Source organism: Rhizobium sp. NLR22b (assembly GCF_019685295.1).
In the GTDB taxonomy this organism is placed as follows: Bacteria; Pseudomonadota; Alphaproteobacteria; order Rhizobiales; family Rhizobiaceae; genus Rhizobium.
Genome location: NZ_JABDWM010000032.1, coordinates 1 through 16,189 on the forward strand (window position 1 = coordinate 1; position 16,189 = coordinate 16,189).

At 62.6% G+C, this 16,189-nt stretch carries 12 protein-coding genes and 2 pseudogenes; 1 reads left to right on the forward strand and 13 read right to left on the reverse strand.

Going from position 1 to position 16,189, the window contains the following annotated elements:
• On the forward strand, positions 1–115 hold a 115-nt coding region (locus HJC00_RS30440; RefSeq protein ID WP_221165095.1), incomplete at its 5' end, for a DUF736 family protein.
• 136 nt (positions 116–251) lie between these two features.
• Here the strand turns inward: HJC00_RS30440 and HJC00_RS30445 are convergent.
• The 13 genes and pseudogenes from HJC00_RS30445 to HJC00_RS33095 form a co-directional block, all read right to left on the reverse strand.
• Positions 252–401: pseudogene (locus tag HJC00_RS30445) on the reverse strand (DUF736 family protein); the annotation flags it as partial.
• Positions 402–1,045: 644 nt separating this feature from the next.
• The gene (locus tag HJC00_RS30450) at positions 1,046–1,972 is read right to left on the reverse strand and encodes an ArdC family protein (RefSeq protein ID WP_221165096.1); all 927 of its coding nucleotides are present in this window, start codon (positions 1,970–1,972) and stop codon (positions 1,046–1,048) included.
• Positions 1,973–2,273: 301 nt separating this feature from the next.
• Entirely contained in the window at positions 2,274–2,858 is a 585-nt protein-coding gene (locus HJC00_RS30455; RefSeq protein WP_221165083.1) for a hypothetical protein, read from the reverse strand.
• Positions 2,859–3,245: 387 nt separating this feature from the next.
• Positions 3,246–3,575: a hypothetical protein gene (locus HJC00_RS30460; RefSeq protein ID WP_221165084.1), complete on the reverse strand. Its 330-nt coding sequence runs from the start codon at positions 3,573–3,575 to the stop codon at positions 3,246–3,248.
• A complete protein-coding gene (locus HJC00_RS30465) occupies positions 3,572–4,459 on the reverse strand; it encodes a DUF7007 domain-containing protein (protein ID WP_221165085.1) in 888 nt (295 codons plus the stop codon). Before HJC00_RS30465 ends, HJC00_RS30460 begins: the two co-directional genes overlap by 4 nt.
• Entirely contained in the window at positions 4,456–4,932 is a 477-nt protein-coding gene (locus tag HJC00_RS30470; protein WP_221165086.1) for a hypothetical protein, read from the reverse strand. The genes HJC00_RS30465 and HJC00_RS30470 overlap by 4 nt, the downstream gene beginning before the upstream one ends.
• A gap of 90 nt (positions 4,933–5,022) precedes the next feature.
• Positions 5,023–6,846 (reverse strand): ParB N-terminal domain-containing protein, encoded by a 1,824-nt coding sequence (locus tag HJC00_RS30475; protein ID WP_221165087.1) that lies wholly within the window; start codon positions 6,844–6,846, stop codon positions 5,023–5,025.
• A gap of 514 nt (positions 6,847–7,360) precedes the next feature.
• Positions 7,361–12,463, reverse strand: a complete 5,103-nt coding sequence (locus HJC00_RS30480) for a DEAD/DEAH box helicase family protein (RefSeq protein ID WP_221165088.1) — start codon at positions 12,461–12,463, stop codon at positions 7,361–7,363.
• 120 nt (positions 12,464–12,583) lie between these two features.
• Complete coding sequence (locus HJC00_RS30485) at positions 12,584–12,985, reverse strand: DUF3085 domain-containing protein (protein WP_221165089.1); 402 nt, start codon at positions 12,983–12,985, stop codon at positions 12,584–12,586.
• A 10-nt stretch (positions 12,986–12,995) separates the two neighbouring features.
• Positions 12,996–13,601: a DUF1419 domain-containing protein gene (locus tag HJC00_RS30490; protein WP_221165090.1), complete on the reverse strand. Its 606-nt coding sequence runs from the start codon at positions 13,599–13,601 to the stop codon at positions 12,996–12,998.
• A 64-nt stretch (positions 13,602–13,665) separates the two neighbouring features.
• A complete protein-coding gene (locus tag HJC00_RS30495; protein ID WP_221165097.1) occupies positions 13,666–14,688 on the reverse strand; it encodes a DUF3991 and toprim domain-containing protein in 1,023 nt (340 codons plus the stop codon).
• 697 nt (positions 14,689–15,385) lie between these two features.
• Entirely contained in the window at positions 15,386–15,586 is a 201-nt protein-coding gene (locus HJC00_RS30500; protein WP_127431452.1) for a hypothetical protein, read from the reverse strand.
• Between the two features lie 243 nt (positions 15,587–15,829).
• A pseudogene (locus HJC00_RS33095) lies at positions 15,830–16,159 on the reverse strand (aminotransferase); the annotation flags it as partial.
• Between the last annotated feature and the right edge of the window lie 30 nt (positions 16,160–16,189).

Sequence of the window (16,189 nt, forward strand, 5' to 3'; positions counted from 1 at the left end):
AACGGGCGCCGAATACCTCTCGCTCAAGCTCGACGATCCGTCCTTCACGGCGCCGGTCTACGCCTCCCTCGTCCAGGGCGATAAGGGCGAGCACAAGCTCATCTGGTCCCGCTGACCAACACCAAGGGCTCCGCCCAAAGCGGGGCGCTCCCTTTAATCCCGCCGGGATTATGCGGAGTAAAATCCGCCGAAATCATCAGCAAATCCAGCCTTCAGCGACCAGCACTCCGCATAATCACCGTCTCAGCATAATCGACATTGCCGGCGTAGATACGGAAGTGCGGACCCTTGTCGGAGGGGTTTTCGATGCGGGCGATGCGGGCCTTGACGTTGAGTGCGAGGGTGCGGATCGAGCCGGTGAAGCCGCTTTCGGTGGAGGTGAAGGTGCCGATGGTAGCCATTGTCTGTTCCTTTCTTTCGGTTGTTTCGGGCCGCGCCCTTCGCGGCCTCGATGGCTGTCGCAAGGATCGGGGACGCTCGGACCGCACCCCGAAGGGGCTGAAACGAAGAGGAAGGCGGCCGGGAGCAGCTTTCTTGGGCCGCGAGGAATGCGAACGCAGTTCGCAGGGGAAGAAAGTTGCGGACGGCCGTTGCGGGAGAACGATCGAGGCGAAGCCGGTCTCCGATCAGACATGCCTCATCGAGCCCGCGGAGGACGTGGCCCATGACAGCGGTGTGAGGAACAGGTCGATGGCGCCCTCGCCAGTATCGTTGCCCCGGCGGAACAGCCCGGTCGCGAAGCCGTTCCTCTGTCTCTAAGTCTTAGCGGTGACTTCGGATACGACAAACTCGTCCAGCCGGGCAGTTGCCTCCCGTTATCAACGCGATATTGTCGGGCCGAGATTCGTCGCTTGGAGGATCTATGCGTCAGCAGACAAAGCCGTTTACCGTCGAAATTAAGCAATGCCGAAAGCTGAAAGCCGCCGATCGGAAACCATCGATCTGGGGGAAGCTGGACCTCACGTCCGATCCGCATGCCCTGGCGGAGAGAGAGCCGAATGAGCTGTTGGCCGTTGCGGGTGACAACGACCGACCTTAGTGTCTCCTACGCAGCCGCTCTGTTGTCGGCCTGAACGCGCTGGAGTCCGTGCAGAAAGTTGACAGAACGCTGGGCATGTGCCGCGGCTTGGAAGATAGCCCGCCTGTCGTCGGATAGAACCTTCAACCACGAGCCGAGGTAAGACGCATGGTCCGGCCGTGGCTCCAGCTCCGGTGCGATCCCGAGATCAGCGCAAAGGAAGCAGCTTCCAAGTTCGGCGATCAGTTCTTCGCGAGCCCGCTCGCTCTTGTCTTTGGCATATCGGCTGAGATCGCGCCCGACGCGATCGGCGCGCGCCGTCCAATGGCAACTTTCGTGACTCAGGGTTGCCACGTAAGACGCGGCGTCGCGGAACGTCTCGAACTGCGGCATCTGGATGTGGTCCGTGACTGGCGAATAATAGGCCTGCACCCCACCATGGCGGATGACTGCGCCGGTGTTGCGGAAAAAGCGATCGGCGTGCTCCATGCGCTCGTCAGGATCGAGCACCGGACCGGGTTTGTGATGGTACGGCTCCGGCAGCCCGTCGATCTGCTCGATGTTGAACACTGTATATGCTTTCAGAAACGGGATTTCCCGGTCGACTTCTCCACCATTGCCGTCCGCCTCGGACTTGGTGAAGCGGCTGGCGAAGACGACCGTCGAACCGGTCTCGCCCTTGCGCACCGCCGCTCCCAGTTCGAGCGCCTGCTTGAACGTCATCCACATGGGTGAGGTGAAGCCGCGCGCCATTCCCTCCGACCATAACAACAGAATGTTCATGCCCGAATAGGGCTGACCGTTGTAGCGTAGCGGCCGGGTAATCCGGCCATTGGTGTTGGCCGCGTGCCAGGGTTTCATCCAGGGTTTTACACCTTTTTCCAGATCGGCAACGATCCGGGCCGTGATCCGTGCATAGATGTCGGCGCGTTCGCCCTCGGCTTTCCTGCTCATGTCATTATCCTCCGTTTTGGAGGCCGCGCCCACCGCGGCCCCGTCGCGGAGGTCCGAAGGCAGGAGCGATCGGGTGGCATGCCGCACCGGAACGGCCGGAACGGAGAGAAGGACGGCGAAGCCGTTGCGGCGGACAACCGGCTCCTGCAGGACCGCCGACCGGGACGGGGTCGCGTGGCGAGCGGGGTCCATGTTTCTCTTCCTTCTGATGACCTGGAAAAAGGCCGGTCCCAAAGGAACCGGCCTAATGATCAGGGAGAGGGAAGAAAGGGCGGAGCCGAAGCTCCGCGCGAAAAACGGCTCAACCGAGTGCCGCCATCTGCGCCTCCGCCGCCTTGCGGTCGAGCGACTGGCCCGGGTTTTCGACCGGGCGGTCGAAAGGCTTCCAGGCTTCGCCGATGACGTGGCTGTAAGCAGCGACTGCGCCCTCGGCGGCCATCCGCAACGCGTGGGACTGTATGCCCATGTCGGCGGCGAATTCGCGTCTGCGCTGGGCGGCGCTGTCGTAACCGACCGGGCCATCGAGGTCCTCGTCGCGGGCATCGTTTGCCGATTTGGCGGTGGCGTCTCGCGCCTCGGAGACTGCCCGACTGTAGAACTGGCCGGCTCCGTGCGCCGAGCCGACATAGGCCCCGACGATGCGCTGGAGATGGATCTGCATCGCTTTCTCGCCGAGACCGTCCGAGAGGCTGTCGGCGGTCGCAATGATCAGGCGCTCGTGGAGCTCACGGATGCCGTCGCTGTCGACTACCGCGGATCCAAAGCTCTCGGCGATCAGCATTGCCTGGACGGTGTCCGGGCATGTGAGCCTGACCATCTCGAGGGTCGCGCCCTTGCGGAGCGGCACGACGCGGGGGGAGGGTCGATTGGTTGCGGGCTTGGCCATGGGATCTTCCTTTCGTGGTTTTCACCGAAGCGGCTCCGGCCCCTGCCGGTCTGCCCTTCGATGCGGTCGACAGGAACCGGTTGAGGACGGGGGCTTTCACGGGTCCGGGACGGCCGGACGAGCGAAACGGGTTTGCGGACAAGCGGGGTAAAGCCCTGCGAAGGACGCGGAGCCGTTTTGCGAGGAAGGCTGCACCGGCCGCTCCGCGGCGCGCCAGCGGCCTTGAAACGACCGGCCGCCGGTTCAGACCGCAGCGAAAACGAAGGGCAGACCGGCGGCGCGGGCCAAGGCTCCGAAACCCCGGAGGAGAGAGCCCCTCGCGACCGACAGCCGCATCCCTTCCTCCAGCGCGGATCAGCCGCCACGAAAGCCCCCATACGGTCGGACTCACGCCGCCGCATTACCCGCATCATCGCCGAGCATCATACGCATGGTAGTGATCGCCCGCTCCTTATGTTGGAGTTTGCGAGCTAGGGCAGCGATTTCCGTTCGCCGTTCGAAGCTGAGCCGCTCGACGTGATCCTGAAACAGCTGTTCGTCGGAGCGCGTCCACCGCGACCCGCCCCGGAGGTGCGAGCGGGCTTTCGCCTTCTCGGTGACCGCTCTTCGTTCGGCCCGGCCCGTGATCTGCCGGTGAATGCGATCGAGATGGTGGCGGGTCTCTCGCCGCGCCGCCTCCATGCGGAACAGAAGAACGCGGGGACTGACCGGATTCATGGACTGATCACCCGGGCCTGCCAGTTGATGAAAGACGACGATCCGTCATAGGCAGCGTGGCGCGCCGGATCGATGACGAAGCGAAATCGGCCAACCTCGTACTCGTCGCTTGGCACCAGATAGCGGCGCTCTTGCGCATCGGCGGCACGCGCGCCGTCAATCGTGGCGATGACTTCGGTCATCCCGGGATGCTGCTCCGAGCGTAGCGCGGAGATGACGATCCAGTCGCCGGCATGCTCCCGCTCGAAGGCGCGGCGATCCTTCTCATGGGATTCACCGGGCGCAAGGGGGCGACCGAAGATCGCTTCCCAGGCATCGGGCCACGAATCCCGGATCGTCCGATCGGCGCACTTGCGCTCGTATCCGGTAAAGAGATTCGGATAGGCGAGGGCAATCGCGGCCCACGCGGCATCTTCTTCGTACCAGCCGCCTGCGCAACGAAGCATCGGATGAATCTTGACGTTGCACTCGTTGCACAACTTGAACCCGCCATGCCCGGCCGTGGTGTGAGAGACGATACCCTCCGCGTAGACGGTGGCGCCCTGCGAAGGTCCCCACGGGGTGGAGCAGTTCATCCGAACCGTTGGCCGGGCGAGCGCCCGGAGCTCGCGGCTGTGTTCGGCCTGTTCGAACATCCGTGCTTGAAATTCCGCCTCATCCGCAACGGCGCCATGATGCGAATAGAAGTCGTCGCGTTTGAGCTCGGAAAGCGGCCGTGCCACACGCCAGGCGCTCACGAGAAAATGCTGGCCATCGCGTCCCGACACCATGGCGAAAACGAGATCGCCGACACGGGCGACAGGCAGGTCATCGGCGCTGCGGCTGAACTCCGGCCCTGGCAAATCACGGGCGGAAGCTGCTTTGGCTTGGAGAGCAGGCGTCATGCCGCGACCCTCCCCTCGACGTGATCGGCCGCCACTTCATCGGCAGTGACCTCTTCCAGCACGGCATCGGGATAGCCATGCCGCGCCAACCATTCCTCCGCGGCTTGGCGATTAGCGGCGAGGTGGACGAGTTCGGCGTTGTCGCCGGCGCGGTCGAAGACCCTGATGTGGCCGAGCTGCGGGCGCTCGATCACCTTGAATGTCAGGCTGCTGTCGAGCGAGAACGTCCTGTGGATACGGATCGTGATGACGCCATTGCCGCCGAAATCGCCCTCATTCAGCGTAAAATCCGGCGACAGGTTGGCATTGCCGATTCCACGCTTGCCCTGTTTGCGGATCAGCCGACCCTTGCTGTTGCGGTTTTCCCAGGCGGGGAGCTTCCTTTTGTGGCGTTCGGGCGGGCGGGGCGTGCCGTCGGACCAGGCGACAATCGAGCCGATCGGGGCGAGATCATAAATCAAAGACGCGGACATGCGTGTTCTCCTGTTTTGAGGTGTGGAAACAAAGCCGCCGCCGGTGATGGCCGGCGGCGGTATCGATCAGTATGACGTTGTGGGAGAGGGTTACTCGGCCGCAATTCCGTAGGCGGTATCGGGATCCTCAGTGCTGGTGTCAGCGTCGGCTTCATCCAGTTCTTCGAGCCCGGTGTCGGCTGCGTTGCCGCCGTCCTCGGCTTCCGGAACATCGGGTTTGTCGACCGCGCCGTCTTCGATCGACGGATCAGACTCACCGTCGGCGCCGTTCTCGATGCCGCCCATCGGCCCGTCGGCGGGTGCATCGTCGTCCTCGCCCCCATGCTCCATATTCTTGACCAGCCACTCGCCCAGCTTCGCGTCATCGGGTGCGAAGAGGGCTGCCGGATGCACGAACCGTTCGTCCTTGAAGTGCTCGACAAGGGCAGCGCGGGTGTCCCTGACGCGCGGGCGGGGAACGACATTCGTCCCGCCGCAGGACGCTTTCAGCGCCGGACGCGATAGGCACGCGAGGAACTCCTCCGTGCCCATGTTCGGAAGATCGGTGTCGGCGCCGATGGCATCGCCGGCGATCCGGGCGACAATGCCGCTGTCCGTGCGGTTGGTCCGCGCCGACAGTGCGTCGATCAGGGTCAACCTGGCCACGACACGAAGCGTATCCGTGTCGAATTCCAGCTTGCCGCTTTCACCGATCAGCCGGACGGCGTGCCGGGCGAAACGCCTGGAGCCGTAGAGATGGTTGGAGGTTTCGGAGCCGGAGTCGACCGAGACGTTCTGCCCGGCGAATGCGAGGACGAGCAGCGCCATGAGGGTATCGTCCTCGATCGGCGCTCGTGCCAATGCCTCGTGCAGAGCGTCTGTGCGGAAATCGCCGATCATGTCGAGGCCGTTTCGGGTCACGTCGGGACGGGTCTTGGCTGCAACATCGATGGCCTCGTTTCCGTCCTCACCGCCGGGCGCGGTCGGATCGGCCTTGCCGTTCGCCTTCTTCGCCTCCGGCATCCGGAAGTGGGCGGACTGCACCTTGCCCTCTCGATCGAGATACATGGCGGTGCAATCGCCCTTGCCGGGCTTGCCGTAGACACGCTCCGCCTTCGGCGGCAACTGCGGCTGGCCCCAATTGTTGAGCTCGACGATGGAACCCTTCTTCGGGAGATTGCTGCTCATCCATTCCTGCTGCGCACCGAGGAACGCTTCGACGTTCGTCGTGAAGCGATTGTCCTCGTCAGCCGGTCCGAACAGGTCTTCCGCCCATTCGATGCCATAGGCCCGGCGAAGATCGTCGCCAAAGCTCGCATCGCGCGCGAACATGCGGGTCTTGGTGAGGCCGGTGGCGATCGCCCACCAGGATGCCGTGTCACCCTTCTTTGGCTTGTGGGCCTTCCAGACTTCCTTCTGCTCGTCGAGCGACGCCGCGGAAATCGTGCGAAGCTGCTGCTCGTTTGGCATGTCGCCCCTGGCCATGTGATCGAGCATCGCCGGCAGCACATTGGCGAGCAGTCGAAGCTTCCGGATCTGTCTGACCGGCAACGCCAGCGCAATCGCAATCGCTTCCTCGGTCCAGCCGAGAGCAACGAGGCGCTCGATGCCGCGCCATTGGTCGACCGGATTGAGCGGTTCGCGCGCGATGTTTTCGATCATCGAACGCATCGCGCCATTGTCGTTGGCCGCCTCGACGACGATAACATCGATTTCCTCCATGCCGGCGGCGATCGCCATGCGGGTGCGCCGGTGACCGGCTTCGATGACATAGCCGTTGCCGCCGGCTTCGGCGAAAATGACGGGTGGCTGGATGATGCCGACGGCCTTGATGGTCGCAAGCAGCAGCGCGTCGGCCTGGGGCGTCGATTTCGACTGGCGCGTATTGTCGGGATTGTCCTTCAGCGCACGCGGATCGACCTTCATGAGTTGCATGGGAGTGTTCCTTTCCGCGGGATGCGGACCTGGCCCTCTGCCGGTCCTTCCAGTCTTCATTTTTTCCTGAAGACATCTTCCGGACCGCAAAGCGGCCCGACCGGCGCAACAGCGGTCGAGCAGCCCTGCCGCGAAGGACAAGCGGGGCTAACAGCCCTGCGAAAGACGAGTGGCCGGGATGCGGAGGCGGCGGTTGAGCGACAGCGGCGGCGGGAGGACCGATCTGCGACCGGTTCTCCTTCCCTTTCCCCTTCTCCCTTTCCCAACTTCTTCTGATAAGCGCTCTGCTACAGAGCTCGCAATCTGGTTGCAAGGGAACAAAAAAATGGGCCGTCGGAAAACCGAGGCCCACGAAGTGTGAAGGTCAAAAACCTCCAGAGGGGAACAGCTGTTGCGGCGGCACTGGGAGGAGACCGCCATGTGCACCAGCTGTGTGCACTATGATCATTTTTTGATCAGATGGAAAACATTTATTGTGCAATGCACCTATGCGCATGCGGCACTGCTTCCGAGATCAGGCTGATTGCCTGGCAGAGGTACCTGCCTCGCGCGCCTCGGCTGCGAGTTCCGCCTCAACGTCCCGGAGCTGGCGACGCTTTTCGCCCAGTTCCCCGGCAAACGCGAATTCGCCACACTCACGGGTTTGGTATGAGGCAAGACGTCTGCGCGCCTCCTCCAGCCGCTGGCGATAGCGTTCCCGCTCCCCGTCGAAGTCGTCGAGCGCGTGCTCAAGGCGGGAGACCGCGCCGAGCGGCGTCACCGTGACAGCGAGATCGATCTCGTAATCCGCGCCCGTGCGCTGAAGCATGGTCGTGTAGCGATAGCCGTCAGACCTGCCGAACCGCTCGCCATCATAGACGAGATCGAAGCCACCAATGGAAGCGATGACGATCTCACCCTCCTGTTGAAGCTGGACGAGGGTAAGGATTTCCTTCATCAGCGCGCGGCCGGCTTCCTTTCGCTCGTCGTATGAAACGGCCGTGACGGTCATCGTGAAGGCATCTCCCGCAGTCGGAACCAGCCGTTGGATATCCTTGCCGATGTCGCCGATGCGCCGGGTCGACACCTCAATGTCGCGTTCGGCGTCCCGGACCTGCCGGCGCACTGCGAACAGGTCGTCATCATGGGCGGCGCGTAACCGCTCGAGACGAGCGATATCGGCGTCGAGACCAGCCTTCTGCATCAGGCGCTCGTCGCCCGAGGCAATCGCCTTTGCCATGGCGAACTGGTTGGCCTGGCCTTCGCCGAGATCGTCCAGCCTGCGGATCGATGTATCGCCCGAAAGAGCGGCAGCGATGAAGCGGGCCTTGCGCTCGTTGTTCTGCCACATCGCAGCATCGAGTGACCCTTGCGTAGCATAGGCGAAGATATCGACGACATCGTGCTGATTGCCTTGGCGGACGATTCGACCCTCGCGCTGCTCGATCTGTGACGGCAGCCACGGCACATCGAGGTGATGCAGCGCCTTCAATCTGAGCTGGGCGTTAACGCCGGTGCCCATCATTTCCGAGGAGCCGATCAGGAAGCGAACCTTGCCCGATCGGACGTCACCGAACAGTCGCTGCTTTGCCTCGGTCTTCTTGAAGTCTTGTATGTGGGCGATTTCCGAAGCGGGCACGCCCATGCGGATCAATTCGTCACGAATCCAGCGATAGGCGCTGAAGCCTCGCGTCTTCTCGGCATTAATGGTGCCGAGATCGGAGAAGATCATCTGCGCGGCGCCAGGCAGTTCATAGGGCTTGCCGTCCGGGCGATGATAGGTGTTTTCGCTCGTTTCCCTCCAGATGCGAAAAGCGTTCTCGATGAGCAGGTTGAGCTTGTTGTCCGGCTCGTTGTCGTTTGCCGGAATGACCAGCCGCAGGTCGATCGCCGCGTGGCGGCCGTCGGTGATGACGGACAGTAGGATATCGTCACCGGGCTGGGCTGGCCCCTCCCGCATCTCGATTGCCTTGATGCGTCTGTCGAGGATCTGCTGATAGAGTTTGAAGGCCGGCGTCGGCTTGGCCGTGAGAATTTGCCGCCGACCGGTCGAGAGGTCCGGAACCTTCACATATTGTTTCAGGTCCGCCGGCATCACCACATCGGCAAAACTGCGGAACATGGCGATCAGCTCCGGCACGTTGACGAAGCTCGCAAACCGGCTGACCGCCTTGTATTTGCCGGATGGCTGGATTTCGAGTTCGGTCGTCGTGTCACCAAAGGTCGAGGCCCAGGCGTCGAATTCGTGAAGCCCGCGTTCGCGGAGCGCCACGTGGCCGAGCAGTCGCTGGATCGAGAACATCTCACCGAGCGTGTTGGTGATTGGCGTGCCGGAGGCCAGCACGAGCGCGCGGCCGGGATTCTTGGTCTCGATATAGCGGGACTTGACATAGAGGTCCCAGGCCCGCTGCGATCCGTTGGGGTCGATGCCTTTCAGTGTCGACATATTGGTCGCAAAAGAGAGTTTGCGGAATTCCTGCGCCTCATCGACGATGATCTGATCGACGCCGATTTCCGAGATCGTGAGAAGGTCGTCCTTGCGGGTTGAGAGCGCTTCCAGCCGCTCTTGCAAACCTTCCTTCAGGCGCTCGAGCCGCTTACGCGACACCCGATCCTCGCTGTCCACCTTGGTCAGAAGATCCTCGTAGAGCTCCAGCTCGTCATGGACCATTTGGCTCTCGAACGCCGACGGCACGGCGATGAACCGGAAGGCGGAATGGGTGATGATAACAGCATCCCATGTGGCCGTGGCGGCTCGGGACAGGAAACGTGCCCGTTTGTCCTTGGAAAAATTCGTCTCGTCGGCGACGAGGATACGAGCGTTCGGATAGAGGGCGAGGAATTCGCGCGCCGCCTGCGCGAGGCAATGGCCGGGCACGACCAGCATTGCCTTGGCGATCAGGCCGAGACGGCGCTGTTCCATGATGGCGGCCGCCATGGTCATCGTCTTGCCGGCACCGACGGCGTGAGCGAGATAGGTCGAGCCGGAGGAGATGATCCTCCAGATTCCACGCTTCTGGTGCGCGTAAAGCTGGAAGGCACCACTGGCGCCGGGCAATTGCAGGTGGGAGCCGTCGAACTTTCGCGGCGCGATGTTGTTAAACCGGTCATTGTAGACTCGCGCCAGCCGGTCGGTCCGATCAGGATCGGTCCAAACCCAGCGCTGAAATGCCTCTTTGACCTTCTGGAGCTTGTCGCGGGCTGCTTCGGTATCGACGACATTCAGAACGCGACGTTCACCCCCAACATCCCTATACACGTCGAAGATCTGCGGAACCCGGCTGTTCAGCGCGTCGGCCAGCAGTTCGCCGGCGTGACGGCGGCTTGTGCCCCATTCGGAGGTTCCAGCGGCGTTGTAGCCAAGCTGCCGTGCCTCGACGGTCCAAGACCCGAGCTCCGGCATGTGGTGGATTCGGATGTCAGTATCCATCGTCTCCTTGACAAAGGCGACGATATCGGCAGCCGGGATCCAGGGCGCGCCGAGACGGGCGGTGATATCCGACGGCCGGAGGTCTGCGGGCTGGACGCCCTGCAGCGCTCGGACATTGCGCTCATATAACGGATCGAGCGCCGCCGCCGCTTCGGCGACCGTGAGCTTCGTGCGGACCGGGCCAGAGAGATAGGCGTCAGAGGTCTGCCGTGACCCGTCGGCGGGATCGCGGAAGATGGCGTCCCCGAGCTCGCCGATCACAGCGCCGGGATCGCGATGCAGCAGCTCGGCAATATGCTCGGGATCGACGCGGCCACGCTCGTTGAGAACGACGGCGAGCGCATCGGCCGCTGAGGTTATGACGGGTGGTGCAGGAGGGGAAATCACCCGCTCGGAGAAAATCGGACCGGGCTTTGCCGTATCGGTTTCGAGGTCGTAGTCCTCGATCGAGGCCACCAGCCAGCAATCCGGGTCGTCCAGGAACGGCTGGAGATTGGACCGGCGATGGGTTTCGCGGACCTCGCCGCTTTCCTCAAAGTCCGAGATCGAAACCGTCGTATGGTTGATCGGCCCGAAGTCGCGCACAAAACTCGACCAGGCGATGCGCAGCCGAACCTGCAGATCCCGCCACGGTCGGTCCAGCTCCTGTGCTTTGAGAACCTCGCGCACGGCGTCGCGGATCGGAATCAGCTTCTTGATGATCCGGACATGCTTTTCGGGCAGGCCGTCGCCTGACCGGCCTTTCTGCACCGAAACCGCGAGCGGCACTCCGTCGATCATTTGCATGAGGCCGTGGCGGCTATTGATGAAGAAGCTGCCCTCGCGGACCTTGTCGTTGCCGGAGCGGAGATCGACGATCTCGCCCAGTTCCTCCTCCAGATCGATGTCGATCTGCGTCGGCTCGCCGTCATACAGATCCTCCGGAAGAAGAGCGATCACGGCCTTCAGTGCCGTTTCGAGATCTTCACCGGCGCGTGGCCGGCACGTATAGGTCTCGCCGAACGGGCCAGACGTTAGGGCGTGCTCGCCGAGCACGAGATGCGGGTGCCGCGCGAACCAGCGGTTCACGCAGATTGCACCGTCGTCGGATGTGGCCGGGCGCACCTCCTCCAGATCGAGCCACGACAGCTCGCCCTCCGGCTCGGCGATCCGGCGCTTGCGGAAGAACAGGATGTCCACCACTACGTCCGTGCCGGCATCTGCCCGGAAGCTGCCCTCGGGCAGGCGGACGGCGGCGATCAGATCGGCGGATCTGGCGATATGCTCACGGGCCGTCGCGTCCGCCTTGTCCATCGTGCCCGAACTCGTGACGAAAGCGGCGAGTGCGCCAGGCTTCAAGAGATCGATCGACCGGGCGATGAAGTAGTCGTGCAGCCGGAGACCGAGCGGACGGTACTGCCGGTCCGACCGAACCGTGCGATCGGAGAAGGGCGGGTTGCCGATGGCGAGATCATAGATCGCGTTGAGATCGGTGCGCGCGAAGTCGGAGTTGATGACGCGCGCCTTCGGCTGAAGCAGCCGGGCAATCCGTGCCGTCACCGGATCGAGTTCGATTCCGTTAACATGGCTGGTATCCCTGAGAGCTGTTGGCATCAGCGCCGGAAACAGTCCCGTGCCGATCCCTGGCTCCAGAACACGTCCGCCACGCCAGCCGAGACGCTGAAGGGCCGCCCAGATTGCGCGGACGATGAACTCGGGGGTGAAGTGAGCATACTGGGTACAGCGCGCGAGCGAAGCATAGTCGGCATCGGTGACGGCGCTTTCCAGCCAACTGCCGAGGTCGTCCCAGCCTTCCCGGAAGTCGACTTCGCCTAGACGCCGGAACATGCAGTTTGCGAGTTCCGATGCGCCAAAACCGATGAAGCGGATCAGCCTCGCCTGCTCGTCACGGGTGGCGGGTCGATCCTGCTTTTCGATTTCGGTGGCAGTCAGGATGGCCGCAAGATTTGCCTTCGCCCGCTCCTTCCAGGTCGCGGCCAAGCCGCGGTCGTCGCCGTCGTTGAGATAGAAGTTGGTTCGCTCGCCTTGTCTCCGCGTCGCCGGCCGCGTTGCAGCTGGCAGAAGCAATGCCGGCGTGGGGGAGGGCGGCGGCGGATTGGGATCGTCGTCATTGGCGGCGAAACCGCCAAACGCGGTGACGCCCAGGCCGAAGCCGGACGACAATGCGCTGCTGCCTGATATATCGAGGGTGAAGGGATCGTGGGACATGAAAGCTCCTTTTCGAGGATTTGCGCCATCGCTCACGGGACAGGTCCCGTGGCTGCGAAGGCGGATGAAAATGAGTTGTGGGAATTTCGACCTGGTTCGTCCGGCGGCAGCGATCGCGACCTACGAGCGTGTGATTACGGAGAGCTGCATTGTTTCCGTCGCAAACTCCGCCCGCAGATGCGTGGCTTCCGGGTTTGTGGAAAGCATGGCTTCCAGGCTCTCAGCGTCGATGAAGACGATGCCGTCGTCTCCCCCGAAATACCGGCGCTTGTAGTGCCAGCAGTCCGGATTGGTCTTCGGATCGCACTCATCGGCATAGACCGCGAGTGCCCTTTGGCCCTCTGCCAATTTTCCGTTAGAAAGCAGATGGACGCCTTCATCGCCGACGATCCACAGGCCTTGCCGTTCGTCCTTATCCGGGAGAAGTCCATAGTGAGGATTGCGGAAACCGCCATTGGCTGCCGCGTCGGTGCGTCCGCGCGCGATCACCGCACGGACGTCGACCACGCTAAAAGTGAACATGGCGTCCTCCTCACGCGGCGATCGGGGAGGGAAGGGGGCGAAGATGCACCGGCAGCTTCACAGCGATCTCCCCGTCGGTGAGTTCCTCGAGCAGCTTCAGGAAAGTGCCCTCGTTGCCGCCATAGAGCACGACGGTGCGCTTGCCGCGAGCGGACTGCGGCCACTTGTATCCGGCATAGCCGCGGTAATCGTCGGCAGTCGTGCTCCAAATATGCTCAAGCCGCTCTTGCCGTGTCGTGGCCCGGACCGGACGGCTTTCGCGCTCGATGATGGCGACGCGCATCGTTTCGACGGATGCCTTGTCGGAAAGATCGCAATAGCCATGGAAATATCGAATGGCCGCGTCGGTCTTGAGCGCGAAGAACACTGATGTCACCGAGCCGGTCATGTATTCGCGCATCGCAAATATCGACCCTCGGATCCACAATGGCGGCAGGATCTCGAACATGTAATCATGCTCGGTCTCGCCGATCTCGAACCATTCGTCTGCGTAGAAGGGTGCGGCATCACCATCCCAACGGTTTGGGCGCTGCGCGTGGCGATCGAACATGCGGAACATCTGCTGGCGGCTTGCGACGCCCTGAAAAACCTTTCGGATGGCGGGAGAGGGGATCATCTGCGGCTCCTTGCGCGTTTTCAGACCGAAGTGCGGCGCCGTCATCTCGACCTCGCCATCCCCTTCAATCCTTCATGACCCCTTCCGAGCCGCCGGCATCGTGTCCGGCCGGGTCAAGGGCCGGCTCAGCCGGGCGAAGCCTCCCTTGACGCGGGCGGCGGGAATGCGGCACGCCTCCTTCCTTTCTCTCTTCCTTCTCCCTGATCTTCAGGGTCTCGTTCCAGTCCTCCTCGGGCGGCCGCAGCCGCGTCCAGTCGCAGCCGGCATCTTCGGCGAGCGCCCGCAATCGCTCGGCAAAAAGGTCGCCCTGAGAGTTGGCGTCGGTCGCCGCGACCAGCTGGGCGTCAGGTCTGGAGGCCAATTCCCTCAGCGCGGCTTGCGTGGACGGCGACCATCCGCCGCCGGTGCTGAGATAGAGCGTGCCGTCACGCAACGCCTCGATGGCCGCGAGACTCATGGCATCGATCGCGGCTTCTGTGACGGCCAGGCGCAACGCAGTAGGCGGCCCGAGACGGAAAAGAACCTTGTTCCCTCCAGAGGCGAACCCTCGGTATTGTGGACCTCGCGCCTCCCAGCCAGTCACAACGCCGACATCGTCCGTATGCGCTGCCCACATGCTGCCATGTGGGCCTTCCCGAAGAAGCTCCACTTTGATCGCCGCGTGGAGCAAAGACGCCGGCAGGCAACGCTCACCATTGAGGTAACGCCATGTCGAGGATCCGGGCCATGGGCTGCGGCGCGCCTGCCAACGCTCAGGGAGAGAGGGGTTGTATCCACCGCCACCACTCGCAGGCTGCCACTCCGGTTCCGTGATCGCGAAACCGACGAGATCCGCGACCCGCCCGGCGCCTTCGAGAAATCCGACATGATCCAGGTGCTCGACAAGCCCGAACACGTCGCCTTTCGCATCGCTGAGCGGATCGAACCATCCGCGCCCCTCATGCGTGACGATGATGATTTCACCGTCACGGCGAAACTTGATCGCCCGCCGGGTGCTTTCTTTGATGTCGATGGCGAAGCTCGCCCTTTCGAGAACGGCCGCGCAACTGACCCGTTCGCGCAGCGCTTCTATGTCTCTTCTCTTCATTTTATTTCCGATCGCCCGGCGATCGGCCCTCGTTGCCTTCTTTGCCCGTCGTTTCGCGGGCACCCTTCGGCCAGCCGCGAAGAGCAAAGGCGGCAAGGGCGCGGCTGACAAGTGTCGGATCATGCTATGCTCGACCGCGGCGAAGCCTCCCTTGCGGCTTGCAGTTCGCAAGCGGCACGCCAGAGGCAGGGGCAGGTTCAATGAGCCGGCCAGGGAAAGATTCGTGAACGATCGCAAGATCGTTGTCGGGGTCGATTCCGTCAGAGGGTGGAACGCCGTACTCGCCATCGGCTTCGACGCGGGAGAGCTGGAAGGCGTTGGACCGTGCGAAGGAAAGATCGCGCGACTTTACGGAGGTTCAATGGGAGCTGGCCAATTCCCGCTCAATGGCTCCTCAAAGGCAGGGGACGGACGCGATCAGCCCGACGCGGAGCGGCAGCGGCCACAACTTCCTAGCGGACCTTCAGCGGGTTGACCGTAGAATCCGGAGCTCGGCCAGGATCTATCACAAACACGCGGATCGGCCTGCTCTCGTGCCACCTCTCAGCGGCGTGCCGCACCGACCTCAGGAGCCAGTGTCTCCGTACTTTCAAAACCGATGGCGCGATCTTGCTGCGGGCTGACGTTGCCAAGACGACGCATTTAAAAGCAGCATGCAAAGCAAGGTGAAAGCGTCCGGCGCCAGCGACCGTGGCGATCAATCTGACCGCGTGATCTTCATTTTCTCGAGCGCCTGTTCCACTGAGTCGGCGTTGAGTGAAATAACCGCACGCTCCACGCACACCTCAATTTCAGCGGTATCCTTTCCCTCGATCAACGCGATATCAGTCACCGCCCAGCCTCTAGATATCCAATGGAGGCAGGTTCGTTCAAGCGGCGAGAGTATCGCAATCTTCATGGCGTGCTGGTTCCACTCAGCCAAAGCCAGCAGGTTTCCGAGCGGAAAGCATCGACCATGAGATTGGAGAACCTGTGCAAATTTGATCCAAGATCACCATGATCGCTTGTCTCGAAACCCTTTGGCCTACCTGTCCAGCTCGACTTCAACTCAAACTTAGGGTCAACACCAAGAGATCTGCGTCGTCTTCAGGCACAAGCCGACCTTTGTGCTCAGCATGCTCATGGCGTTGGTGGGTCCGCAAGCGGGAAGCGTATTTGTCAGAGCAATCCAAGCGGCGACGGCGCGCGTGGCTGCCTTGGGAAGGCGGCCCGCGACCAAGTTGGGCTCGAGACCGTAGTTTGATGCGAGTGACAGCCGAATCGAAGCGACTGCAATTTCGCGCTTAGCTCGATTGAATATTTCAGGGAAATGGCGGCGTGGTCGGACAAGCCTCGAGCGACTGTGACGACGAATTCGGAGTCCAGGGCGCGCAAATCGCATCGAAGGCAGCCAAGTCATTCGCTAAGCGACCGAGCAATCTGGCCGCAGCTTCTGAACTTCGTCGATCTCTCGGCGCATGTTCGTTTGCATGGTGGCGTGCATGATAGGATCCTGTCTTGT